Raw genomic sequence first — 21,954 nt, 5'->3', positions numbered from 1 at the left:
GTCACGCCATGATGGGCAGAACGATCTTCATCGACCCGGGCCGGTGCATCGGCTGCCAGGCGTGTGTGTCCGCCTGCCGGGAGTGCGACTCGCACCGGGGCAAGTCCATGATTCACCTCGACTACCCCGACGAAGGCCACTCCGTGGCGTCCCTTCCCACGGTGTGCATGCACTGTGAGGACCCGGTCGCCCCGTGCGCCGAGGTGTGTCCCGCCGACGCGATTCTGGTGACCGCCGACGGTGTGGTGCAGCAGGCCGACACCACCCGCTGCATCGGCTGCGCCAACTGCGTCAACGCCTGCCCCTTCGGCGTACCGAAGATCGACCTCCAGGCCAAACTGCAGATGAAGTGCAACCTCTGCTACGACCGCACCGCCTACGGTCTCGCCCCCATGTGTGCCACGGTCTGCCCCACCGGCGCGCTCTTCTACGGCACGCTCGAGGATCTCCAGGCCGAGCGGCCGGGCGTCCAGGTCGCGGACTCCTTCACGTTCGGCGACGTCGTCGTCAACACCGGCGTGGCAATGGTCGTCCCCGCCGACAAGGTCCAGTGGCCGGTGCCCGGAGGGCTGCCGATCGTCCAGGTCAACGGGAAGGACGTGACCCGATGAGCGTCACCCAGCAGCCCCCGGTCCCCGGGCACGGCACCGACGACAACTCGGCCCAGGCAGCGCTCGAGGACCGCATCTCCGCCGACTCCCTCACCACACGCCGCGACTACCTCCGTATCGTCACCACCGTCTCCGGCGGCCTCGCCGTCGGAGGCATCGCCGTCGCCGGGGGAGTGCTGCACCGGCACGGCGACATCGACGGCGCACCGGACGCCAAGCGGATCACGGACCGCCTCGCCCCCGGCGAGTCCATCGCCTTCCGCTACCCCGGTGAGGACGACCGAGCCGTCGCCGTCCGCCTCACGGACGGCAGCCTCGTCGGCTACTCCGCCGTCTGCACGCACCTGGCCTGCGGCGTGCTCTGGCGCAAGGACCGCGGCAGCGAGGGCGAGTTGTACTGCCCCTGCCACGAAGGCGTCTTCGACGCCCGCACCGGCGAGGTCACCGCGGGCCCGCCACCGCGCGCCCTGCCCAAGGTGCTGCTCGTGGAACAGCCCGACGGCAGCGTCTGGGCGGTCGCCACAGCCCGCTCCGGAGAGAGCCCCCAGGACGCGGTGTGCCGCGAGTTCCCCGGCGTGGGGCCTGAGGAGAGGGCACAGATGGGCTGCCCCGTCGCGAACGGCGCCAACGGGGAGAGGAGCCAGCGGACATGAGCACCGAACAGCCCGAAGGCCTCCCCCCGATGCCCGACTACACCCCCGGCAGCGCCCAGCCGCGCCTCAACCGCCCCGTCCAGGAGCGCTACCCGCAGATCCGCCCAACCAGCGGCTACGGCGACCCCCGGATCCGGCACACGGGTCCGGGACCCGGCGCAGGCACAGACCAGGAGCCGGAACGCTCCTCGAAACTCACCGCCCGCCTCGTCCTGGCGATGACCGTGGTCATCGGCCAGCTCTGGGGCCTCAGCGTGATCGTCAACGAGTGGATGATGGGCGAGACCGGCACGGCCTGGTGGGGCGCGGGCTTCCTGTGCCTGTCGTTCCTGGTGGTCCTGGGGCTGTGGCTGCTCGACCCGAAGGACCGCTGAACTCCCGGCCAGACACCGTCAGTTACGACCCAAAGGTCCGCCCTGAACCCCAACGGACCGGTGTCGACCACGGCCTACGGGTCCGCCCTGAACCCCAACGGACTGGCGTCGCTTACCACTCCAGGCAGCGCAGTACGGCCAGCACGCGGCGGTTCGCGTCCTCCGACGCGGGCAGGCCCAGCTTGCCGAAGATGGCCGCGACGTGCTTCTCGACCGTGCCCGCCGACACCACCAGCGTCTGCGCGATCGCGGCGTTCGTCCTGCCCTCGGCCATCAACGCCAGCACCTCGCGCTCGCGTGCCGTCAGCGACTCCAGATCGTCTCCACGACGGCTCGCACCGGCCAACTGCGTGACCACTTCCGGGTCGAGAGCGGTGCCACCGGCGGCGACACGGGACAGGGCGTCGGTGAACTCGGCGACGTTCGCCACCCGGTCCTTGAGCAAGTAGCCGACCCCGGCGGAGCCCGCGGCGAGCAACCTGGTCGCGTACTTCGTCTCGATGTACTGGGAGAACAGCAGCACACCCGTGCCCGGGTGCTCGCGCCGGATGCCGATCGCGGCTCGCAGGCCCTCGTCGGTGTGTGTCGGCGGCATCCGGATGTCGACGACGGTGACATCGGGCCGGTGCGCGGCGACGGCGGCGAGGAGCGCGTCGCCGTCGGGCACGGCCGCGCACACCTCGTGACCACGCTCGGTGAGCATCTGGACAAGCAACTCCCGCAACACGGCGGCATCTTCGGCGATCACGATGCGCATGGAGGCATGTTCTCACGGGTCCGACCGGGGGACGGCAGGCGCCGACGCGCTGCGCGCGCCCCGTCCGCGATGTCACTCACCGCGTCATCCATGGCTTCCGTCACGGTGTCACTCATGCGTGGAGCGGCAGTTCCACCGTCACCGCGGTCGGCCCGCCGCTCGGGCTCGACACGTCAAGGCGCCCGTCCACCGTCCGCACCCGCTGCCGAAGGCCCGTCAACCCGCTTCCGGCGCCGAGCGCTGCCCCGCCACTGCCGTCGTCCGTAACCCGCAGCCGCAGCAACCCGTCCTCCTGCGCCACCCGCAACACCACCCGGCGCGCGCCGCTGTGCTTGATGACGTTGGTGAGCAGCTCCGCCGCACAGAAATACGCGATCGTCTCGATCGCCGGCGTCGGCCGCTGCGGCACGTCCACCGAGAGCTCCACCGGCACGGTGCTCCGCGCGGCCAGCGTCGACAGCGCGTCGGACAGGCCGTCGTCGAGGGCCGGAGGGTGGATACCGCGCGCCAGGTCACGCAGCTCGGCGAGGGCCTCGGTGGCGTTGCGGTGCGCGGTGTCCACGAGTTGCCGGACCCGAGCCGGGTCCGCGACCGGCTCTCCGTCCCTGCCCAACCGCTCCTTCGCCATGTCGAGGCTCATCGCCAACGCGACCAGCCGGACCTGTGCCCCGTCGTGCAGATCACGCTCCAGGCGGCGCAGCAGAGCGGCCGAGTCGTCGACGGCGAGGGCGCGGCTCTCCTCCAAACTCCTTACACGTTCGGCGAGTTGGCCCGGCCCGAGCAGTGCCCGGATGAGCCAGCGGTCCACGGCGACGACACCGCGCGTGAACCAGGGCGCCGCCAGCAGCGTCACCGCGCCGATCGCCGCCGCCACGAAGGTCCCGGCGAAACCCGTGCTGTGCGGGGCGCCACCGCCGAAGGGGATCGGCGTGATCGTCTGCATCCCCGCCTCGCCGGCAGCCGGGCGCTGGTGGAAGGCCGCCCAGCGCAGTGGTGCGGAGAGATTGAGCAGGGCGATCAGCCACCAGCCGACGGCGTACAGGCCGAAGGCGGCGACGGGCAGCTTCACCAGGACGTACGCCACCGAACGCCACCCCGCCGCATCGCGCAGCCGGGCGTCCAGCCGTGCGAACGCCTTACCCGTCGGTCGCAGCCGGGGCGGCACCTCCACCCGCTCGCCCAGCAACCCCTGGGCCAGCCGGCGATGCACGGCGGCGCAGCCGCGCGCGAGGCCGACCGCCGCGACGACGAGCGCAAGCCCGAGGACGGCGCCGACGAGGGAGGCGGTGAGACCGGTGCCGAGGGCGAGCAGGACAAGGACGAGGACGGTGCCGACGACGGCCAGGGGAAAGCCGATCAGGCAGTACGCGGCCTCGGCCCAGGCATGAGCCGTGAACGGCGCGCGCAGGACGGCGCCCAGGGAGACCCGACGTGAAGGCTCGACCCGCGCGCCCTCCGGCGGCCGCTCCCCGGCTGACTCGTACATGGCTCAAGTCTCCTGTACGTAAGTACCTATGCGCGTATGTCTTTGCTGCACGCCGCTGTCGTACGTCGCTGCTGTACGTCCCTGCCGTATGTCTTTGGTGCACGCACCTGGTGCAGGTACCGGCGTAGGCATCTGCCGCGGGGCGGTCAGGCGTCCCGGCGCGTCAGCAGCCAGCCCCCTGCGCCGAGCGCTGCAAGTACGTATGCGCACCGCACCCCGAATCCCACCCATGGCGAGAGCACGTCGGCTACCGGCTTGGAGACGGCGAGCGAGTTTCCGGCGATCATGGTCGGGAAGTACTTCGCCACCGTGACCCCGGTGAGCCCCGACAGCGCCGCGGGCAGCACGTACAGCAGCCCGACCAGTGCCCCGACGGCCGCGGCCGTGTGCCGGACGACGGCGCCCAGCGCGATCCCGAGCAGCCCGACCATGGCGACATAGGCGCCCGAGAGAACCACCGCGCGCAGCACACCCGGGTCGCCGAGGCCGGGCGCCGGAACGCCGTCGGAGAGCGCTGCCCGCCCGGCGAAGAAGGTGGCGAACGCGACCACTTCGCCGAGGATCAACGCCACCGCGCCGAAGACGCCCGCCTTGGCGGCGAGGAGCAGGGGCCGGTCGGGGATCGCGGTGAGTGTGGAGCGGATCGCGCCGGAGGAGTACTCGCCGGTGACGACGAGCACGCCGAGTACACCGACGATCAGCTGGCCGAGCGCGATCCCGGCCAGCACGTTGTTCACCGGGTCAAAAGTGTCGGCCCTGTCCGGGCTTGGGGCGTGGGTGTTGGCCATGGTCACGACGCCGATGACGAGCATCCCGGCGACGGTGGCCACCAGCGCCCACAGAGTGGAGCGCAGGCTGCGCAGTTTGATCCACTCCATCCGCGCGGCGCGGGCGAACCCGTAGCGCCCCGCGGGCAGTGGCGGTGTCGACTGCAGCGCGGTCACGACTGCCTCCTGGGCTGTGCGGGGGCGGTGCCCCGGTATTCGGCGCTGTCCCCGGTGAGGGTGAAGAACGCCTCCTCCAGCGACCGGCCGTCGGCGGTCAGCTCCGCGACGGTGGTGTCGGCGAGCAGCCGGCCCGGCCGATCACGATCAAGTGGTCGGCGGTGAGCGCCATTTCGCTGATCAGGTGGCTGGACAGCAGCACGGTGCGCCCCTCGGCGGCAAGGGACTTCATCAGGTTGCGGATCCAGCGCACGCCCTCCGGGTCGAGCCCGTTGACGGGCTCGTCGAAGAGCAGCACTCCCGGATCGCCGAGCAGGGCGGCGGCGATGCCGAGCCGCTGCGACATGCCCAGGGAGAATCCGCCCGCACGCTTGTGTCCCACGTCGGTGAGGCCGACGGTGTCCAGTACGGAGCCGACCCGGGAGCGGGGGATGCCATTGGCGGCGGCCAGCGCGGCCAGGTGGTTCGCCGCGCTGCGGCCCGGGTGGTACGTACGGGCTTCGAGCAGCGCGCCGACCCCGCGCAGCGGCCAGCGCAGCTCGCAGTACGGGGTGCCGTGGATACGGGCGCTGCCCGCGTCGGGGCGGTCCAGACCCGTGATCATGCGCATGGTGGTGGACTTCCCGGACCCGTTCGGCCCGAGGAAACCGGTCACCGCGCCCGGGCGGACCTCGAAGCCGAGGCCGTCCACGGCGACGGTGGGGCCGTACTGTTTGGTGAGACTGCGGACCTCGATCATGGCTGCTCCCAGGTGGATACCTTCATGCCCCCGACGCAAGGCGCGCCCGCGTCCCCCCGGAACGCGGCTGACCTTCGTCTTGAGCTGGTGGTTTTCCCCAGGGGAGGGGTGTCTGCTGCGGTGGGGCTTCAGCCCTGTCCCTGCGCGCGATCGAGGAGCATCAGCGTGCGCTGGAGGAGCTTGCCCACGTTCTGAATGCCCAGCTGAAGGTTCCGCTGGTGGACGAAGACCGTGAGGTCGAGCGCGACCTGGGCGAAGCAGTAGGCCAGAACGCCGGGTCCAGCCACTTGCTCGCCGGCGTCGCACGGCATCTCAAGAGCCTCGGGATTGAAACCTCCCCCGGCTAAGGGGGATTCCTAGTTCACGTGGCCTGATCCCCGGCGGGGATGCAGGTCTTACACGATCAGCACTAGCCGGGACAGAGACCAGCCCGGACGAGCATCACACGGGCTGAGTTTTTGTCCCGAGGTCGGGACACCCCGCACGTGGTGCACGTATACGTTCGTTCTGAGAGAGGCAGCGCGTGCTTGGTTCTCGCTCCGCAGTCTGCGCAGTCCATCGTGGTGTGCGCCGGGTGCACCAGGTGCACGGACCGGCCGTGCTTACGGCCCATCTCCACCAGGGCCGTCTTCGTCGCGCCGATCGCCGCGTCAGCGGCCTTCTTCGCCATGGTGGACTTCGCGAGGAACTTCGGCCGGAAGTTCTCCACGGCCAGGGCGTCATGGTCGCGGACGACCTTCTTGGCCCACTTGCGGGCGCTGTCCTGACGCTGCCGGGCCACCTTCTTGTGCAGCTTCGCCGTCTGCCGCTTCGCCTCGCGGTAGCCCTTCGATCCGGCGCATCCACGCTTCGGCTTACGCCGGGACATCATCCGCTGATAGTGCGCCAAGCGCTGGGCGGCACGCTTCCCGTGCTGCGGGTGAGCAAGGTCGTGGTCGTCGCTGGTGGTGGTCGCGGTCTCCTTCACACCCCAGTCGATCCCGATCACCCGGCCGGTTTTCGGCAGTGTCTCGGTCATGCTCGCCACGACGAAAGACGCGTACCAAGCTCCGGTGCTGTCGCGGTAGACGCGGACGCTGGAGGGTGGCTTGGAAAGGGCACGCGACCACACGACCGTCACGGCGATGCCGCCTGCCAGGTGCAGGCGGCCGTCCTTGAGCCGAAAACCCCGCTGGGTGTAATTCAGCGACAAGTCGTCCTGGTGCTTCTTCTTGAACTTGGGCATCCCGGCCCGCTGCCGCATCGGCACAGCGGCCTTGATGTCCTTCAGCGCCTTCGCCCGCGACTTCGCGAAATCGCGTATCACCTGCTGCTGAGGAACACTCGAGCCTTCGCGCAGCCAGCCCATGCAGGCACGCGCCTCGGTCAGCATCTTGTCCAGCCGGGCCGGACCGCACTTCTCACTCTCGGCGTGCGCCTTCTTCGAGCGGGCGCAGCACTCATTCCACAGCCACCGGCACCGCGCCCATTCCGCTTCGAGGGCGCCAGTTGCAGTGGACGACACGCGAAGGCGGAAGGTGTAACGGGCATGCCCGGCACCTGCCGTCTCCTGCGCCGCGGTCGTCATGAACAACAACCTATCCGGGAGGACTGACAGTTGAGAGCTCCGATCCAACGGGGGCTGCCTCACCACCACGGCGGGTGGACGGCGATCCGCCCTGCCGGCGAATCAGCTTCCCCTGCCCTGCTCCGCAGGAGTCCGATTCCTCCCCGGCCTCAAGGCTGGGGCGTCCTCGGAGCAATCCGGTGAAGTCGTGGGCGCTCAGAAGCGTCGCGTAGTCGAAGACTCTGGTGCCGCTGCCCAGGGCCTCGATGTCGATGACGCCACTGACGCGGTCCGCGTCGAACAGGATGTTGCCGGGGCGGAAGCCGCCGTGGACCAGGTCCTCCGTGGGCAAGGTGACGGGTCCGTGAGCGGCGAGAAGCCGCTCGCAGGCGTGGACGAGGTCCTGTCCGGTCGGTCCGGTCCCGGCCGTCTGCCGCCACAGGTCCTCACCGGTCATGCGGGTGGTCACGGTGAGCTCGACGGTGACGGTCGTCTGGCCGCCGACGGCCAGGTCGGCGACGCCCTTCTCATCCACGGCGGCCAGCCTGCTCGTAGGGAACTTACGGTCTTGGCGGACAGAGGCTATGCGGTCGGCCGGGATGCGGATGTCCAGCAGTGCGCCGTAACTCAGGTGCAGCGAGCCGTCGGACGCGACAACGTGCGGGCGCACCACGCACGAGGCGTGCAGGGCGATGACGAAGTAGCAGCCCCAGACGTCGAGTACGAGCGTGATGGCGTGCACCAACGGCCAGGGGATGAGGAACGCGAGGGCGATGGTCTCGACGATGCTGACGAAGAGGAAGCCGTACATGAAGGATGTCTGGCCGGGGGCGTAGGGGACGGGCACGTCGCCGTCGCCCACGCCGTGCGGGCCGCGGCGGGCGACCCAGCGCACGATGCTGGTGGAGAGGGAGATCTCGTGGGCGGTCAGCTTGCGCACGGGTGCCGGTATGGAGTCGGCGACCGCGGAGAGGAAGGCGCCGCGGCGGTCGAGACTGGTGCGGTGGTGCCGGAGGTAGTCGAGGCAGAGCAGGACGGTCGCTGTTGCCATGAGCGCGAGCGCCGCCAGTTCCACGGCCGTTCGGGCGGCCGGGGGCGGGCGCACCCCGCCTGCCAGGCACAGGACGAGTGCGAGCTCGCCCGGTACGAGTGTGGCGAAGGACCAGCGCACGGCCCTTCTCAGCGCCTTCATCGGGCACGCTCCTGAAGCAGCTGGATGGCGCGGCGTACAGCGGCGGCCTGGGCGGGGGCGAAGTCCGAGAAGAGGGCGTCCGCGAAACCGCCGCCCTCACCCACGTCGCCCTCGGCAGGGATGTTCATTGCTTGTGCCGCCGCCTCGGGGATGCTGTCGACGATGGCCCGGGCCGCCTCCTCCACCCGCGCGTCGTCCTCGGAGGCCTCGGCCAGCTCGTCCAGCTGGGCGTAGACCTCGTAGGCGCGTCGCATGGCGTCCGGGTCGGCGTTGAGGGTGTGCACCATGGCGTTGAGCCAGCTGCGGTCTCCGCCTGGCGAACCGGTTTCCAGCAGGGCGAGCGGTTGCCGTTCCTTGGCTGCCATCGCGGGCTCCGGCCCGGGCAGGCGCGCCGAGGCGCGGGCCATGTCCTCGAAGAGGGCGGCGAGTTCGGGGGAGACGGGGGCCTCGGCGGGCAACTGTCCGGTGTGTGCGGCCTGTTCGAGCAGCAGTCGCAGGCGGTCACGGCGCAGGCGGATGGCCTCCTCCTGGCGAGCCAGGTCGGCGTCCAGCTCGGTGAGGATCTCGACGAGGTCCTTGCCCACGTCGTCGGCCAGCACGTCCTTGACCTCGTCGAGGCTCAGGCCGAGCTCGGTCAGCCGACGGATCCGCGCCAGCTCGACGGCGTGCCGCAGGGAGTACTCGCGGTACCCGTTGGGCTGTCGTGGAGGCTCGGGCAGCAGCCCGATGCGGTGGTAGTGCCGCACGGCGCGGGTGGTGATGCCGGCCATGTCGGCGAGCTCTCCGATTCGCATGGCACCAGTAGAAACGTTGTCGTTGCGACAAGGTCAAGCGGCGGACGGCTCTACGGCTGGTGGGTCAGCCGTACGGGCTGCTGGGGCGGGCTGCGGGCGCTCGTCGAGACGTTGCTCCCGGAGATGGAGTTCACGGCGAGCGGGCATGAAGATGATCTAGCATGCACATGACGCGCGCCGCGCGGTCGTCACGAGGGGGACTTGTCGCGCTTCAGTCGCGTTCCCCGGCACGTTCATCAGGGGAGAGAGACTCGGGCTCGCGTACACCTTGGTGCCGTGCAGCCCATCATGCAGCGCCACTCGCGGGCCCTTTCCGGGGGTTCTGGCCACCGACCTTCTCCAGTCGGGCCTCGACCTGTTTGGCGTCCAGGTCCGCGACGAGGGTTGTGGAGAGCAACGAGCCGCGTGCCGCACGCTGTTGGGCGGCGTCGGCGGGTGAGGGGTGTGCTGACTGTCGGCGTGCCCTGTCGCTGCCAATACGGTCGCAGCACACACCAGGGCGAGTGCGCCGCACGCAACGAATCTTTCGTGTAACCGGTGAAGGCCGTGCCTGCACTCTGCGGCTCCCGCCCGATGCGCCACATGGGGGCAACCCCTCGTTTCGGTAAGGGGGTTGGCCGTGGGGCGGCGTCCGGTCGCGGCTGTATCTACGGTCGGATCCGGGCGGCCCGGGACTCCAGGTGGCGCTGCTCCGCGACGCTGGCGGTGGACTTCGCGGCGCGGCGGTAGTGCTCATACGCCCCGGCCGTGTCGCCGGTCTTCTCCAGGAGGTGGGCGCGTACCGACAGAAGTCGGTGGTGGCCGGCCAGACGCTCGTCGCTGTCCAAGGTGGACAGCAGGGCGAGTCCGGCCGACGGGCCCTCGGTCTCGGCGAGCGCGATCGCCCGGTTGAGCGTGACCATCGGGTTGGGTGCGATCCGTTCCAGGATCAGATAAAGGGCATGTACCTGCGGCCAGTTGGTCTCCTTGGACGAATCGGCGTCGGCGTGGGTGGCGGCGATGGCGGCCTGGAGCTGGTACGGCCCCAGCGCCGCCTCCGCCAGCGACGCCTTGACCAGTTCCAGGCCCTCGTCGATCAGTTCGCGGTCCCACTGCTTCCGGTCCTGCTCGTCCAGCGGTACGAGGTCCCCGGCCGCCGTCGTACGGGCGTCCCTGCGCGCGTGCGTCAGCAGCATCAGCGCCAGCAGACCGGCCACCTCGCCGTCGTCGGGGAGCTGCGCGTGCACCGTCCGGGTCAGCCGGATCGCCTCGTGCGCGAGGTCGGCACGGTGCAGTTCACTGCCCGACGAGGCGGTGTAGCCCTCGTTGAAGATCAGGTAGAGGACGTGCAGGACGACCCGCAGCCGGTCCTCGCGCTCCGCGCCCTCCGGCAGGACGAACGAGCTGCCGGAGGCCTTGATGCGCTGCTTGGCGCGGCTGATCCTGGCCGCCATCGTGGCCTCCGGCACCAGGAACGCGCGGGCGATCTCCGCGGTGGTCAGGCCGCCGACCGCGCGCAGCGTCAGAGCGGTCTGGGAGGCCGCGGTCAGCGTCGGATGGCAGCACAGGAACAGCAGGACGAGCGTGTCGTCGGTGTCCGGCACGTCCTCGGGCACGACTTCCGTGGCCGTCGCCGACTCGCGCTCGCGGCGCGCGTGATCGCTGCGCATCTGGTCGATGAGCCGCCGGGACGCGACCGTCAGCAGCCAGCCACGCGGGTTGTCCGGGACCCCCTCGGCCGGCCACTGCACGCTCGCGGCGAGGACGGCCTCCTGCACGGCGTCCTCGCATCCCTCGAACTGGCCGTGCCGACGTACCAACGTGCCGAGGACCTGCGGCGTGAGTTCACGCAGCAGGTCCTCCAGGGCTGGGGTTGTCATGCCTCCAATTGTCCGTCGGCGAACATCACCTGCCGCACCTCGACCCCCAGTCCCTCGATCGCGGCGTCGGGGATCTGCGACGCGAGTTCGATGGCCCGCTCCTTGTTCTCGCAGTCGATCAGGTAGAAGCCACCCAGGAACTCCTTGGCCTCCAGGAAGGGGCCGTCGGTCACCACCGGCTGGCCGTTGCGCACGGTCACCACGGCGGCCTGCGACGGATCGACCAGCGCCTGCGTCGTGATCATCTCGCCGGAGTTCTTGAGCGCCTCGATGAACCTGGCGTGACCGTTGCCGATCGCCGCCTTCTCCTCGTCGGTCAGCGCTTCAAGCGCAGCCGGGTTGATGTGCAGGCTGATCAGGAACTTCATCTCGTACTCCTCGTCGTTCATGGAGCCCGGCTGGGCCCCTTCGACCGGTTGGTCGGATCCGCCGCCGTCGTCTTGACATCCCTAGCCGGGAAAATCTCGCAGATTTTCGTCCGTACGGATGTCAAGAAGCCCGCAGCCGCTCCGACCACCGGGCGAAACGTCGAGAAGTCAGAGATCAGAGAACAGGGAGTTACGGATATGCGAGTCAACCGGGCATGGCTGGGACTGGTCGTCCTCATGCTGCCGACCCTGCTCGTCGCGATGGACATGACGGCCCTGCTGCTCGCGCTCCCGCGCCTCAGCGCCGACCTGGGCGCCACCAATGTCCAGCAACTGTGGATCAGCGACAGCTACGGACTCATGGTGGCCGGCCTGGTGATCACGATGGGGACGCTCGGTGACCGGATCGGTCGCCGACGGCTGCTCATGGCCGGCGCGGCGGCGTTCGCGGTGCTGTCGGTCGTGGCCGCCTTCGCCACCGGCCCGCTGATGCTGATCGTCGCGCGTGCATTGCTCGGCGTCGCCGGAGCGACCCTGGCGCCGTCCACTCTCGCCTTGACCACCAACATGTTCCGTGACGAACGCCAGCGCGGGCAGGCCATCGCGATCTGGGCGACCTGCCAGTTCACCGGCGGCGCGCTCGGCCCCGTACTCGCCGGGTTCCTGCTCCAGTACTTCTGGTGGGGATCGGTGTTCCTCGTAGCTGTGCCGGCGATGGCGTTGCTGCTGCTCACCGGGCCTGCCCTGCTGCCGGAGTTCCGCAGCGACAGGGCCGGCCGGCTGGACCCGGCCAGCGTCGGACTCTCGCTCGTGTCGGTGCTTCTGATGGTCTACGGCGTCAAGCAACTGGCCGTCGGGAGCGCGCCGATCGTGCCGGCCGTAGGCCTCGTCGTCGGCGCGGTCGGCGGAGTCCTCTTCGTCCGCCGGCAACTGCGCCTGGAAACGCCGCTGCTCGACCTGAGGCTGCTCCGCAACCGCCCGCTCACGGCCGTACTCGTCTGTCTCGTCTTCGCCGGCATCGCCATGGCCGGTACGGGTCTGCTGGTGACCCAGTACCTGCAGAGCGTGCTGGGCTACTCGCCCGTCGCGTCGGCGGTGCTGTTCGCCCCCATGGGCCTGGGCGTCGCCGTAGGCACCATGACCGCACCGGCGCTGGCCCGGCGGATGAAGCCGACGACCGCGATCGCCGGCGGGCTCGTGACGTCGGCGCTCGGCAGCCTGCTGCTGGTCGGCGCCGGTGTCGACGGGGCCGGTGCCCTGCCGCTGGTGATGACCGGTATCGCCGTACTGGCACTGGGCACCGGCCCCCTGTTCGCGTTGGGCACCGGCCTGGTCGTCGGGTCGGTGCCGCCGGAGCGGGCCGGGTCGGCGGCGTCGATGTCGGAGACCGGCAACTACTTCGGCGGTTCACTCGGTTTCGCGCTGCTCGGTGTGGTGGCCGCGGTTGTCTACCGCAGCGGGATGGACGGGAGGTCGGACTCGCTGGCCGGTGCGGTCGCCGCGAGCCGGCACCTTCCCGACGGCCAGGGAGTGGAGCTGCTGCACTCCGCGCGGGAGGCGTTCACCGTCAGCGTGCACGTCACCGGCGTCGTCGCCGCGGTCATCTTCGCGGGGCTGGCGGTACTGATCCTCACCCTGCGGGCGGCGCCCCTGGCATCCTCGGTCGCCGCTGCCCCCGACTACGAGGCGAGTCGCTCTCAAGACGCTGATGACATTGAGCGCGCGCCGCAGCCCGGGGAATACTCGACCCATGGCAAACCGGTGGGTGGGAGTGACGGTCGACTGCATTGACGTCGAACGGGTGTCAGCGTTCTGGAGCGTGCTGCTGGACCGCCCACGGGGACCGTCCGAGCCCGGCTGGGTCTATCTCGGCCATCGCGACGATCCGCAACCGCGCCTGGTCTTCCAGCCCGTGGCCGAGCCGAGGGCCGGAAAGGTGCGCCTGCACCTCGACGTCTCGGTCGACGACATCGATCAGGGCATCGCCCAAGTCATAGGCCTTGGCGGCCGGTTCACCGGCGAGCGGCACGAGTACGACGAGGGCGTGGTCGTCGTGATGGCCGATCCCGAGGGGCACGAGTTCTGCCTGTCCCAGTTCTACTAGGTCTCCGTGTCGAGCTGGTGGTCGGCCCACACGTAGGTTTCGGGGAGCAGGTCGGCGACGGGGACGGTCCGGAGGCGGTCGCCCGCACCGACGATGACCTTGAGGTCCGGGAAGTAGTCGAGGAGGACCTGGCGGCACCGGCCGCACGGGGGGACGACTCCGCGGTCGCGGTCGCCCACGGCGACGATCGTGTCCAGTTCGTAGGCGCCCTGGCCGGCTGCCGCACCGATGACGACCAGCTCGGCACAGGGGCCTCCCGTGAAGTGGTAGGCGTTCACCGCGGTGACGATGCGGCCGTCCTGGGCGCGGGCCGCGGCCGCCATGGTGTGGTTGTCGCCCCGGCAGCGCGTGCGCGCGACGTGGTCCGCGGCCTCGATGAGTTCGTGGTCGACGTGCTCGGTCTGGATGGTCAATTTCTCTGCCTTCGTGAGGTGTTGGCCCCTCGTGCGGTCATTTGGTCGGGACGGTCGGGGGTCAGGTTCGCCGTCATGCGTGTCCAGGGACAGGGGACGGTTGACGTCGATGAGCAAGAGAGTGAGGTCATATCTTTGCCGAGGGGAACCGGGGACGATTTCGGATGTGCCGGAGCGGATGACCACGTCGCCCAGGAGCTCGAAGCCCATGCTCATACGGTCTCCTTGTTCCGTGCGCCCTTGCCGACCGGTGTCGGTCCGACAATCAGTGGCTACGACGATCAGTGGCTACAGGGTGTTCTTCGCGACGGCGCCGTTCCGCATGATGAGCAGCAGCCTGCCCTCGGGTTCGGTGAGCAGGGCTATGTCCTCCAGCGGGGCCGTCGACCACCAGCAGATCGGCGAAGGCGCCCGGCACGATTTCGCCGATGCGCCCCGTCATCCCGGCGATCTCGGCCAGCTGACCGAATTCAGCCTGCGGGCCCAGGTGCAGAAGCCGGCGGACATCCTACGTGCGGCCACGGTCACCGGTGCCGGCAGGGGTGCCTCGGTCGACTCGGTGCTGAACGGCCTCAAGGCTTCGTGTCGTCAGTCGGACACGATGTGGAGGATTGCCGTGCCGTCCTCGCCGGTGGCCGCCTGGATCACCACCGCATCGGGCTGAGGGCTCGGTCGGGTGGCCGCGCCCAGGCCACCGCAGGAGTTGCCTCCGCCGTTGCTGCGGAGGACCGTGATGCAACCTTGGCCCGGGCCGGTCGCGCCGCCCTTGGACCGGCCGTTGCCCGACTTCACCGTGTACTCCACCTTGTTCGGGCCGACTTCTGTGACGGACAGGGTTGCCGGACCGGCCGGGCCTTTGAAACGGAACGTCACCGGGCCGGTCACCGCGATCTCGCAGTTGCCGTCCGCGCAGGCGCGGACATCACGCCCGTCCGCCGCCGACACGGGCGGCTGCGCGGAGGAGGGCGGCGCCGGTGCGGGGTTCGAGGTCTGACGACTGGGTGAAGGCCTGTCGTCGGCGTTGTCTGTGCCGCCGCAGCCACCCAACGCCAAGGCAGCCATCGCGGCGAAGGCGATGCCCGCCACCCGACGATGATGCCAACGCCCTGCCCGCAGCCTCCCTGCCGATGCCGTCGCGGCCATGAAGTTCCCCCGTGTTCCAGCCTGCCTGCCTGCGTTCGGTGTCCGGCAGTCAGTCTTCCCTTTTGCCCCGGTCGTCACGCGCCGCGCCGCGCCGGCCGCAGCGGATATACGGCCTCACTCGAACGTCAGTCGGAACGACGCCCCGCCTCCCTGCGCCTGCTCCGCCGTCAGTTCCGCTCCGTGGGCCCGGGCGATCTGGCGGGCCATGGCCAGACCGAGGCCCGAACCGGGCAGGGCGCGGGCGGTTTCCGCGCGGTAGAAGCGGTCGAAGACATACGGCAGGTCCTGCGTGGTGATCCCGGGGCCGTGGTCGCGGACCGTCAGTTCGAGACGCTCGCCCGACCCCGCCCCCGACCCCGACCCCGACCCCGACCCCGACCCCGACCCCGACCCCGACCCCGACCCCGACCCCGACCCCGACCGCGCGTGCCGGGACGCGGTGAGTTCCACCTCCACCGGGAGCTCTTCCGGGCTGAACTTCGCCGCGTTGTCCAGCAAGTTCGTCAGCAGCCTCGTCAGTCGGGCGGGAACCCCCGGTCGTACGGTCTCGGCGGCGTCCGGGGCGATGTGCAGGGTGAAGGGGGTGCTGGGCCAGTGTGTGCGGGCCGCCGCCACCGCGTGTTCGGCAAGCGCGGCGATCCGTACCTCTTCGAGGAGTGGCGTGGGCTCCTCGTCCCTGGCCAGTTCGATCAAGTCGTTCACCAGGCCCGTCACTTCGCGCAGCTGCCGTGCCAGTGCGCCCGCCGCCCGGTCGCGCTGCACGTCGGTCAACCGGTCGGCGCGGGCGAGGAGTTCCGCGTTCGTGCGCAGCGCGGTGAGTGGTGTGCGCAGCTCGTGCGAGGCGTCCGCGACCAGGCGGCGCTGGGCCGTCACCGACTGCTCCAGTTCGCCCAGCATCGTGTTGAAGCTCGCGGCGAGGCGGGTCACTTCGTCCTCACGGTCCGGTGGGCCCGGCGGGAGTTCGATGCGGTGGCGCGGGTCGCGGGTCGACGCGATGTGTTCGGCGGTCGCGGTCAGCCTGGCCACCGGCGCGAGTCCGGTCCTGCTCACCCAGTAGCCGAGCCCGGCCGCCAGCAGAACGCCCGCCGTACCGATCACGGCCAGCAGCCCGGCAGCCTGGCGCACCCCCTTCTCGACGCTGTCCGAACGGAGCGCGACCTGAAGGGCCTTGTCGTCGCCGAGGTGGGTCGTCAGCATCCGCAGGGGCTTGTCGGAGAGCGTGATGTTGCTGAAGTAGGGGGCGCGATCGCCCGTGGCCACCTCGCGGACCGGCGCCGAGACGGGCAGGAGATAGGGGTGGGCAGGGTCCTCGGCCGGCAGGGCCGGCACGATCTGCGCGCAGGCCGGCGCCGACAGGTAGCGGCACTCTCCCGCCACGACCTGCGGTCCGCCGTCCCGGTTCTCCTGGATCACCCGCGTCGCCGACTGTGTCAGGTTCAGGTCGAGCTGGTGGAACATCTCGTACCGGATCACGAAGAACGCCGCCGTGCACACGCCGACCGCGACCAGCGCCACCGCCGCCGAGGTCGCCACGGCGAGGCGGGTGCGCAGCGGCCGCTGCCGCCGCCAGCGGCGCCCGAGTCTGCGGACGCCGCTCATGCCACGTCCAGCCGGTATCCGATGCCGTGGACCGTGTGGACGAGGCGCGGTTCGCCGCCGGCCTCCAGCTTCCGGCGAAGGTAACCGACGTATACAGCAAGGGAGTTGGAGTCGGGGCCGAAGTCGCTGCCCCATACGAGTTCCAGGATGAGCTCGCGCGGCAGGACCTGTCCGGGGTGGCGCATCAGCAGTTCGAGGAGTGCCGCTTCGGTGCGGCTGAATTCCAGCGGGCGGCCGGCTCGCCGACCCGTACGGGTATCTGGGTCGAGGACCAGGTCCGCGTACTCCAGCCCGCTCTCCGTAGGGGTCGGTGCGGCCCGCCGCAGCAGTGCCCGTACCCGCGCCACCAGTTCGTCGAGCGCGAACGGCTTCACCAGGTAGTCGTCGGCGCCCGCGTCCAGGCCGTCGACGCGCTCGCTCACCGAGTCGAGCGCCGTGAGGACGAGTACGGGCGTACGGTCGCCCATCGCCCGCAGTTGACGGCACACCCCGAGCCCGTCAAGGACCGGCATCATCACGTCGAGGACGAGCGCGTCGGGCTGCCAGGACGAGACCGCCGAGAGCGCTTCGAGGCCGTCGCGCGCGCCGCGCACCTCGTATCCCTCGACGGCCAGTCCGTCCTCGACGGCCGCCCGCACTTCCGGCTCGTCATCGACTACGAGGATCTTGGTCATGCCGTAAAGAGTGCCAAACGGGACTCTTAGAACCCTCTTAAACCGCTCCACGAGTGTGGCTGCCATGAGCACACCACTCTCCGTCGTGATCGGTGCGGGCGGCACCGGCGGCCACATCTACCCCGGGCTCGCGCTCGCCGAAGCGCTGCGCCGGGCCGACCCGGACGCGGTGATCTCCTTCGTCGGCACCGAGCGGGGCCTGGAGACCAGGCTGATCCCGGGCGCCGGATTCCGCCTGCACACCGTCGACATGATCCCCTTCGACCCGGCCCTCGGCGCCAAGCGCTACCTGCTGCCCGCGGCCCTGATCCGGTCCGGGGCCCAGTGCCGCGGCATTCTGCGCGCCCAAGGTGCCCAGGTGGCCGTCGGCATGGGCGGCTATCCGAGCGCCCCCGTGATCGTCGGCGCGCGCATGGCCGGGGTGCCGAGCGTGATCCACGAGTCCAACGCGGTGCCGGGCCGCGCCAACCAGTTCGCCGCGCGGCTCACCCCGCACATCACCGTCGCCTTCGACCGCAGCCGCGTCCACCTGTCCGGCGGCAAGGACGCCTACACCGTCGGCATGCCCATCGCCGCACAGCTCGCCACTCTCGACCGGACCGCCCTGCGCGCCGAGGCACGGCATGCCTTCGGGATACCCGACGGGGCGCGGGTCGTGCTGTTCAACGGCGGCAGCCTCGGCGCGGTGCGGCTCACGGAGGCGGCCGTCGGGCTCGCCGCGCGCTGGCGGCACCGCTCCGACGTCCATCTGCTGATCAAGACAGGGCCCGCCGCGCTCGACGAGACCCGGCGGCGGCTCGGGGACTCGCCGGTCGCGCAGGCCGTGCCCTACCTCGACCGCATGGACCTGGCGTACGCCGTCGCCGACCTGGTCGTCTGCCGGGCCGGCTCGGCGACCGTCGCCGAACTCGCCACCACCAAAGTGCCCGCCGTCCTCGTGCCGTACCCGCATGCCCCCGGCGACCACCAGACGCACAACGCCCGCGTTCTGTCCGACGCGGGCGCCGCCCACCTCGTACCCGACGGCGAAACGACCGCCGAGCGGCTCGCGGCCCTCGTCGAGCCGCTGCTCGCCGACCCGTCCCGGCTCGCCGCGATGGGCCGCGCCGCGGACCCCGGAAACCACGCCCACGCGGCGGACCTGCTCGCCGCGAAGGTGATCAGCCTCGCCAAGACCCCCAACTCGCCTGTCCACGAAATGGAGTTCACCTCATGACCGACCACAGTCACTGGAACAACCGCACCGACTGGAACAACCGCACCGTCCTCGTCACCGGCGCCGAGGGATTCATCGGCTCGACACTCGTCGACATGCTTGTGGAACGAGGGGCGAAGGTCCGAGCGATGGTGCATTACAAGCCGTACGCGGAGAAGGGCTGTCTGGCGCGCTACCTGAGCGACCCGCACAGCCCCGTCGAGATGATCGCGGGCGACGTGCGCGACGCGGGCCGCGTGATGGACGCCGTGGCCGGCTGCGACACCGTGTTCCACCTGGCAGCGCTCATCGGCATCCCGTACAGCTACGACTCGCCCGGCGCCTACGTCCAGACGAACGTCGTCGGCACCGAGAATATCGCCGAGGCGTGCCGCCGCCACTCGGTCCGCCGCCTGCTGCACACCTCCACCAGCGAGGTGTACGGGACCGCGCTGACCGCCCCCATCGGCGAGACGCACCCGCTGCAGCCGCAGTCCCCGTACTCCGCCTCCAAGATCGGCGCGGACATGATGGCGCTGTCGCACTGGCACGCCTTCGAACTGCCGGTGACCGTGGTGCGGCCGTTCAACACCTACGGTCCGCGGCAGTCCGCGCGCGCCGTGATACCGACGATCCTGTCCCAACTGCACGCGGGCGCAACGGAGATCAGGCTCGGCTCGCTCACCCCGACCCGCGACTTCACCTACGTCACCGACACGGCGGCCGGCTTCCTGGCGCTCGCGGACTGCGACCGGGCGCTCGGCGAGTCCGTCAACCTCGGCACCGGGCGGGAGATCTCCATCGGGGACCTGGCGACCGCGCTGATCGCCGCGTCGGGTCGTGACGCGAAGGTGGTCGTGGACCCGGCACGCCTGCGCCCGTCCGGCAGCGAAGTGGAGCGGCTGCTCTCCGACAACGCGAGGGCGCGCGAGTGGGCGGGTTGGCAGCCTGAGGTGTCCCTGGAGGACGGGCTGAAGCGGACGTCGCAGTGGGTGGCCGAGAACATCGCGCTGTTCGCGACGGACCGATACCAGGTCTGAGTCAGGGGGCCGGTAGCGGGCCGGAGCCAGGGGGGGGGGGAGTGTGGTGTGTCCGGTGGCTGGGGGAGGCCTGGTCGTCGGGGACCGGCCGCGTGAGGCGCACAAGGCCGTGAGCTCTTGCGCATGAGGCCGTCGAGCGAGGGATCTTCTTGCGTCATAGGCAAGGGCTTATGCGCTGAACGAAATGGCGCGTACGGTCGATGTCATGACGCACCCCACGCCCGCACCGCACGGTTCCCCCGCACACTCCCAGCCGCACGGGCACGGGTCCCATGAGATCGGCCACGGCGCCCACGACTCCCATGGTCACGGCACACATGCGCATGAAAGCCACGGCACGCATGCGCATGAGCATGAGCAGGACGGCCTCGCGGAACTGCTCGACCTCGATGCCGAACTGTTCGCGCCCTACCTCGCTGCCTCGATGCGTTCCATTGCCGAAGTGGCCGGGGACGACGTCAAGCGGATCGTGGACCTCGGCGCCGGTAGCGGCACCGGAACGTTCGCGCTGCTGAAGCAGTTCCCCTCCGCCCAGGTGACGGCCGTGGACAGCTCCGCCCACATGCTGGAACAGCTGACCCGAACCGCTGCCGCCAAGAACCTGGACTCGCGCGTCCACCCGCTGGAAGCGGACGCCGGTACGAGCCTTCCGGGCGTCACCGACACGGACCTCGTATGGGCCTCCGCCTCCATGCACCACATGGACGACCCCGCGGCGACCCTCGACGTCATCTTCAAGGCGCTGCGCCCGGGCGGACTCCTGGCCATCGCCGAACTGGACGGGATGCCACGTTTCCTCGCCGACGACGCGGTACCGGAGCGCCCCGGACTGGAAGGGCGCTGCCGCGAGGCACTCACGACGCTGCACGACGAAGAGGTACCCCACATGGGAGCCGACTGGGGCGCACTGCTGGCATCGGCCGGATTCACCCTTGAGGACGAACGCACGGAGAGTCTCGAACTGCGCCCGCAGTCGGGCGGCAGTGCCGGGCTCTACGCGCACGGCACGCTCAGCCGCATTCGCGGCGCCCTCGACGGCCGCCTGGACCCGGCCGACCTGGAAGCGCTGGACACCCTGGTGAACGGGGGCCCGGCGGACGTACGCCATCGCGACGACCTGGTGGTGCGCTCCACGCGCCAGCTCTGGATCGCACACCGCCCCACGGACAGCGGCTCGTAGCGACCCGGAGGAGCGAGCGACATGGTTGGCTGAACAGGTCGAATCACGCGATGCCGCTCCGACGTCTCAACTGGAGGCCATGGCCGATGGGAGCGGACGTGGCACGGAAGGTGCGAGCCGTTCGGAGGTATGGCCATGCAGACACTCACCGTCGATGTGTTCGTCTCGGTTGACGGGTATGCCGGCAGCGCGACATCGCCCGCCTACTTCGGCTACGACGGGCCCATGCTCGAGGAGTGGATCCACGAGGAGATGGCCGGGCCGCAGCTGGTGCTCATGGGGCGGCGCACCTACGAGGCCCTCGCGGGTCTCTCCGGGGAGACGGGTGGCGCCGGCACGGACCCGATGCCCGGTGTGGACAAGGTCGTCTTCTCGTCGACGCTGGACACGGTCTCCTGGCAGGACACACGCGTGTGCCATGACGACCTGATCGCCGAGGTGACCCGGCTCAAGAGTGAGGGCCATGTGCCCCTGCGGACCATGGGCAGTCTGTCCGTGGTCCGGCAACTCCTCGAAGCGGGCCTCGTGGACCGGCTGAGGCTGACGACCTTCCCGCTGCTCGTGGGGGAGTCGGGCCGCGAGCCGCTGTTCGCGGGTGTGGGGTCGGCCGACCTGGAGCTGGTGAGCCATCATGACCTGGACGGCAGGGTGCTGGTGATGGAGTACCGACCCACGGGACGCGCCATTCCGCGGGCCTGACGGGCAGCCCATCCAGCCCTGGCCGTCCAGCCTGGCCATCCGGCCCTGGAGAGGTCGTCAGAGGTTGAGGGCGGTTTCGTGGCGCGGTTGGTAGAGGCCCAGCTCGCCGCCGCCCGGCAGCCGGATCCCGGTCTTGAGGCCCCAGCCGGCGTTCGTGACCGGGGCGCACGTGACCCCTTTCGCCGAGAGCTCATCGACCGTCGCATTGACGTCATCGCACATCAGGTACAGCTCATGTGACGGTGCGTCGGAGGGATGGACCGCCACCTCGGCCGGAGGCAGCTTGAAGATGAGCCAACCGTCGCCGGCATCGACGTGCGGATACCCCAGAACATCCCTGAAGAAGGCGCGGTCCGCCTCCGCGTCCTGGCTGTAGATGATGATGTGAGCGCCGTTGATCATGCGTGCAGGGTACTTACCGCTGGGGACGGAGTCCGGATCTGACGCCGTGTCTGTGGCAGCGATGTCCTGGGGGCCGATGCGCGCAGTCGGGGGGGGCGGGGGGGGGGCAACCCGCCCCCCCACGAGAGCCGGGAGACCGGCCTGGGCCGCGGCCCGAATAACGAGGATATGGTAGGAGCGGC

At 70.3% G+C, this 21,954-nt stretch carries 23 protein-coding genes and 2 pseudogenes; 10 read left to right on the top strand and 15 right to left on the bottom strand.

All coding sequences use genetic code 11. From position 1 onward, the window contains the following. The first annotated feature begins 8 nt into the window (after positions 1-8). The 3 genes from ACWFR4_RS32070 to ACWFR4_RS32060 are packed head-to-tail and all read left to right on the top strand — an operon-like array spanning position 9 to position 1,638. Entirely contained in the window at positions 9-611 is a 603-nt protein-coding gene (locus ACWFR4_RS32070) for a 4Fe-4S dicluster domain-containing protein (RefSeq protein ID WP_100594407.1), read from the top strand. Continuing rightward, positions 608-1,264: a QcrA and Rieske domain-containing protein gene (locus ACWFR4_RS32065; protein ID WP_453466181.1), complete on the top strand. Its 657-nt coding sequence runs from the start codon at positions 608-610 to the stop codon at positions 1,262-1,264. The genes ACWFR4_RS32070 and ACWFR4_RS32065 overlap by 4 nt, the downstream gene beginning before the upstream one ends. Beyond that, positions 1,261-1,638 carry a hypothetical protein gene (locus ACWFR4_RS32060; protein WP_453466180.1) on the top strand — a complete coding sequence of 126 codons (378 nt, stop codon included), beginning with the start codon at positions 1,261-1,263 and terminating at the stop codon, positions 1,636-1,638. The genes ACWFR4_RS32065 and ACWFR4_RS32060 overlap by 4 nt, the downstream gene beginning before the upstream one ends. Positions 1,639-1,750: 112 nt before the next feature. Here the strand turns inward: ACWFR4_RS32060 and ACWFR4_RS32055 are convergent, their stop codons facing one another. The 10 genes and pseudogenes from ACWFR4_RS32055 to ACWFR4_RS32010 form a co-directional block, all read right to left on the bottom strand. After that, complete coding sequence (locus ACWFR4_RS32055; RefSeq protein ID WP_453466178.1) at positions 1,751-2,395, bottom strand: response regulator transcription factor; 645 nt, start codon at positions 2,393-2,395, stop codon at positions 1,751-1,753. A gap of 112 nt (positions 2,396-2,507) precedes the next feature. Beyond that, on the bottom strand, positions 2,508-3,881 hold the full coding sequence (locus tag ACWFR4_RS32050) for a sensor histidine kinase (RefSeq protein WP_453655651.1): 1,374 nt from the start codon (positions 3,879-3,881) through the stop codon (positions 2,508-2,510). Between the two features lie 146 nt (positions 3,882-4,027). Next, entirely contained in the window at positions 4,028-4,825 is a 798-nt protein-coding gene (locus ACWFR4_RS32045; protein WP_453466172.1) for an ABC transporter permease, read from the bottom strand. Between the two features lie 101 nt (positions 4,826-4,926). Continuing rightward, positions 4,927-5,564: pseudogene (locus tag ACWFR4_RS32040) on the bottom strand (ABC transporter ATP-binding protein); the annotation flags it as partial. Positions 5,565-5,692: 128 nt separating this feature from the next. Next, a complete protein-coding gene (locus ACWFR4_RS32035; protein WP_453468858.1) occupies positions 5,693-5,875 on the bottom strand; it encodes a hypothetical protein in 183 nt (60 codons plus the stop codon). Between the two features lies 1 nt (position 5,876). After that, positions 5,877-7,131 (bottom strand): annotated as a pseudogene (locus ACWFR4_RS32030) (RNA-guided endonuclease InsQ/TnpB family protein). A gap of 10 nt (positions 7,132-7,141) precedes the next feature. Continuing rightward, positions 7,142-8,302, bottom strand: a complete 1,161-nt coding sequence (locus tag ACWFR4_RS32025) for a phosphotransferase (RefSeq protein WP_453655650.1) — start codon at positions 8,300-8,302, stop codon at positions 7,142-7,144. Next, entirely contained in the window at positions 8,299-9,096 is a 798-nt protein-coding gene (locus ACWFR4_RS32020; protein WP_453655649.1) for a MerR family transcriptional regulator, read from the bottom strand. Before ACWFR4_RS32020 ends, ACWFR4_RS32025 begins: the two co-directional genes overlap by 4 nt. Before the next feature lie 647 nt (positions 9,097-9,743). Next, entirely contained in the window at positions 9,744-10,955 is a 1,212-nt protein-coding gene (locus ACWFR4_RS32015) for an RNA polymerase sigma factor (protein ID WP_453655648.1), read from the bottom strand. Then, positions 10,952-11,344: a YciI family protein gene (locus ACWFR4_RS32010; RefSeq protein ID WP_453655647.1), complete on the bottom strand. Its 393-nt coding sequence runs from the start codon at positions 11,342-11,344 to the stop codon at positions 10,952-10,954. The genes ACWFR4_RS32015 and ACWFR4_RS32010 overlap by 4 nt, the downstream gene beginning before the upstream one ends. 177 nt (positions 11,345-11,521) lie before the next feature. On the opposite strand from ACWFR4_RS32010, the gene ACWFR4_RS32005 reads away from it, so the two are divergent. Together ACWFR4_RS32005 and ACWFR4_RS32000 are read left to right on the top strand one after the other, a co-directional pair. After that, the gene (locus tag ACWFR4_RS32005) at positions 11,522-13,114 is read left to right on the top strand and encodes an MFS transporter (protein WP_453655646.1); all 1,593 of its coding nucleotides are present in this window, start codon (positions 11,522-11,524) and stop codon (positions 13,112-13,114) included. Further along, positions 13,074-13,427, top strand: a complete 354-nt coding sequence (locus ACWFR4_RS32000) for a VOC family protein (RefSeq protein ID WP_453469722.1) — start codon at positions 13,074-13,076, stop codon at positions 13,425-13,427. The genes ACWFR4_RS32005 and ACWFR4_RS32000 overlap by 41 nt, the downstream gene beginning before the upstream one ends. Here the strand turns inward: ACWFR4_RS32000 and ACWFR4_RS31995 are convergent. After that, on the bottom strand, positions 13,424-13,840 hold the full coding sequence (locus ACWFR4_RS31995; protein ID WP_453655645.1) for a cytidine deaminase family protein: 417 nt from the start codon (positions 13,838-13,840) through the stop codon (positions 13,424-13,426). The two genes, ACWFR4_RS32000 and ACWFR4_RS31995, sit on opposite strands and share 4 nt — an antisense overlap. 295 nt (positions 13,841-14,135) lie before the next feature. Between ACWFR4_RS31995 and ACWFR4_RS31990 the strand changes: the two genes are divergently transcribed. Beyond that, on the top strand, positions 14,136-14,504 hold the full coding sequence (locus tag ACWFR4_RS31990; RefSeq protein ID WP_453469377.1) for a hypothetical protein: 369 nt from the start codon (positions 14,136-14,138) through the stop codon (positions 14,502-14,504). Here ACWFR4_RS31990 and ACWFR4_RS31985 read toward each other — a convergent pair. The 3 genes from ACWFR4_RS31985 to ACWFR4_RS31975 form a co-directional block, all read right to left on the bottom strand. Then, entirely contained in the window at positions 14,429-14,926 is a 498-nt protein-coding gene (locus ACWFR4_RS31985) for a hypothetical protein (RefSeq protein WP_453469376.1), read from the bottom strand. The genes ACWFR4_RS31990 and ACWFR4_RS31985 overlap by 76 nt on opposite strands. 171 nt (positions 14,927-15,097) lie before the next feature. Continuing rightward, positions 15,098-16,582 (bottom strand): ATP-binding protein, encoded by a 1,485-nt coding sequence (locus ACWFR4_RS31980; protein WP_453655644.1) that lies wholly within the window; start codon positions 16,580-16,582, stop codon positions 15,098-15,100. Then, on the bottom strand, positions 16,579-17,256 hold the full coding sequence (locus ACWFR4_RS31975) for a response regulator transcription factor (protein ID WP_453655643.1): 678 nt from the start codon (positions 17,254-17,256) through the stop codon (positions 16,579-16,581). Before ACWFR4_RS31975 ends, ACWFR4_RS31980 begins: the two co-directional genes overlap by 4 nt. Positions 17,257-17,320: 64 nt before the next feature. Between ACWFR4_RS31975 and ACWFR4_RS31970 the strand changes: the two genes are divergently transcribed. From ACWFR4_RS31970 to ACWFR4_RS31955, 4 genes are all read left to right on the top strand, one after another. Then, positions 17,321-18,472, top strand: coding sequence for a UDP-N-acetylglucosamine--N-acetylmuramyl-(pentapeptide) pyrophosphoryl-undecaprenol N-acetylglucosamine transferase (locus tag ACWFR4_RS31970; RefSeq protein ID WP_453468929.1), 1,152 nt, complete (start codon positions 17,321-17,323; stop codon positions 18,470-18,472). After that, a complete protein-coding gene (locus ACWFR4_RS31965; protein WP_453468930.1) occupies positions 18,469-19,491 on the top strand; it encodes a GDP-mannose 4,6-dehydratase in 1,023 nt (340 codons plus the stop codon). The genes ACWFR4_RS31970 and ACWFR4_RS31965 overlap by 4 nt, the downstream gene beginning before the upstream one ends. Before the next feature lie 205 nt (positions 19,492-19,696). Continuing rightward, entirely contained in the window at positions 19,697-20,671 is a 975-nt protein-coding gene (locus tag ACWFR4_RS31960) for a class I SAM-dependent methyltransferase (RefSeq protein WP_453655642.1), read from the top strand. A gap of 135 nt (positions 20,672-20,806) precedes the next feature. Then, a complete protein-coding gene (locus tag ACWFR4_RS31955) occupies positions 20,807-21,370 on the top strand; it encodes a dihydrofolate reductase family protein (protein ID WP_453655641.1) in 564 nt (187 codons plus the stop codon). Positions 21,371-21,427: 57 nt separating this feature from the next. Here the strand turns inward: ACWFR4_RS31955 and ACWFR4_RS31950 are convergent, their stop codons facing one another. Next, entirely contained in the window at positions 21,428-21,772 is a 345-nt protein-coding gene (locus ACWFR4_RS31950) for a VOC family protein (RefSeq protein WP_453655640.1), read from the bottom strand. Between the last annotated feature and the right edge of the window lie 182 nt (positions 21,773-21,954).

Source organism: Streptomyces sp. NPDC055140 (genome assembly GCF_053607285.1).
Note: the sequence above shows the minus strand (reverse complement) of the source record. Positions and strands in the feature narration are given on the sequence as shown.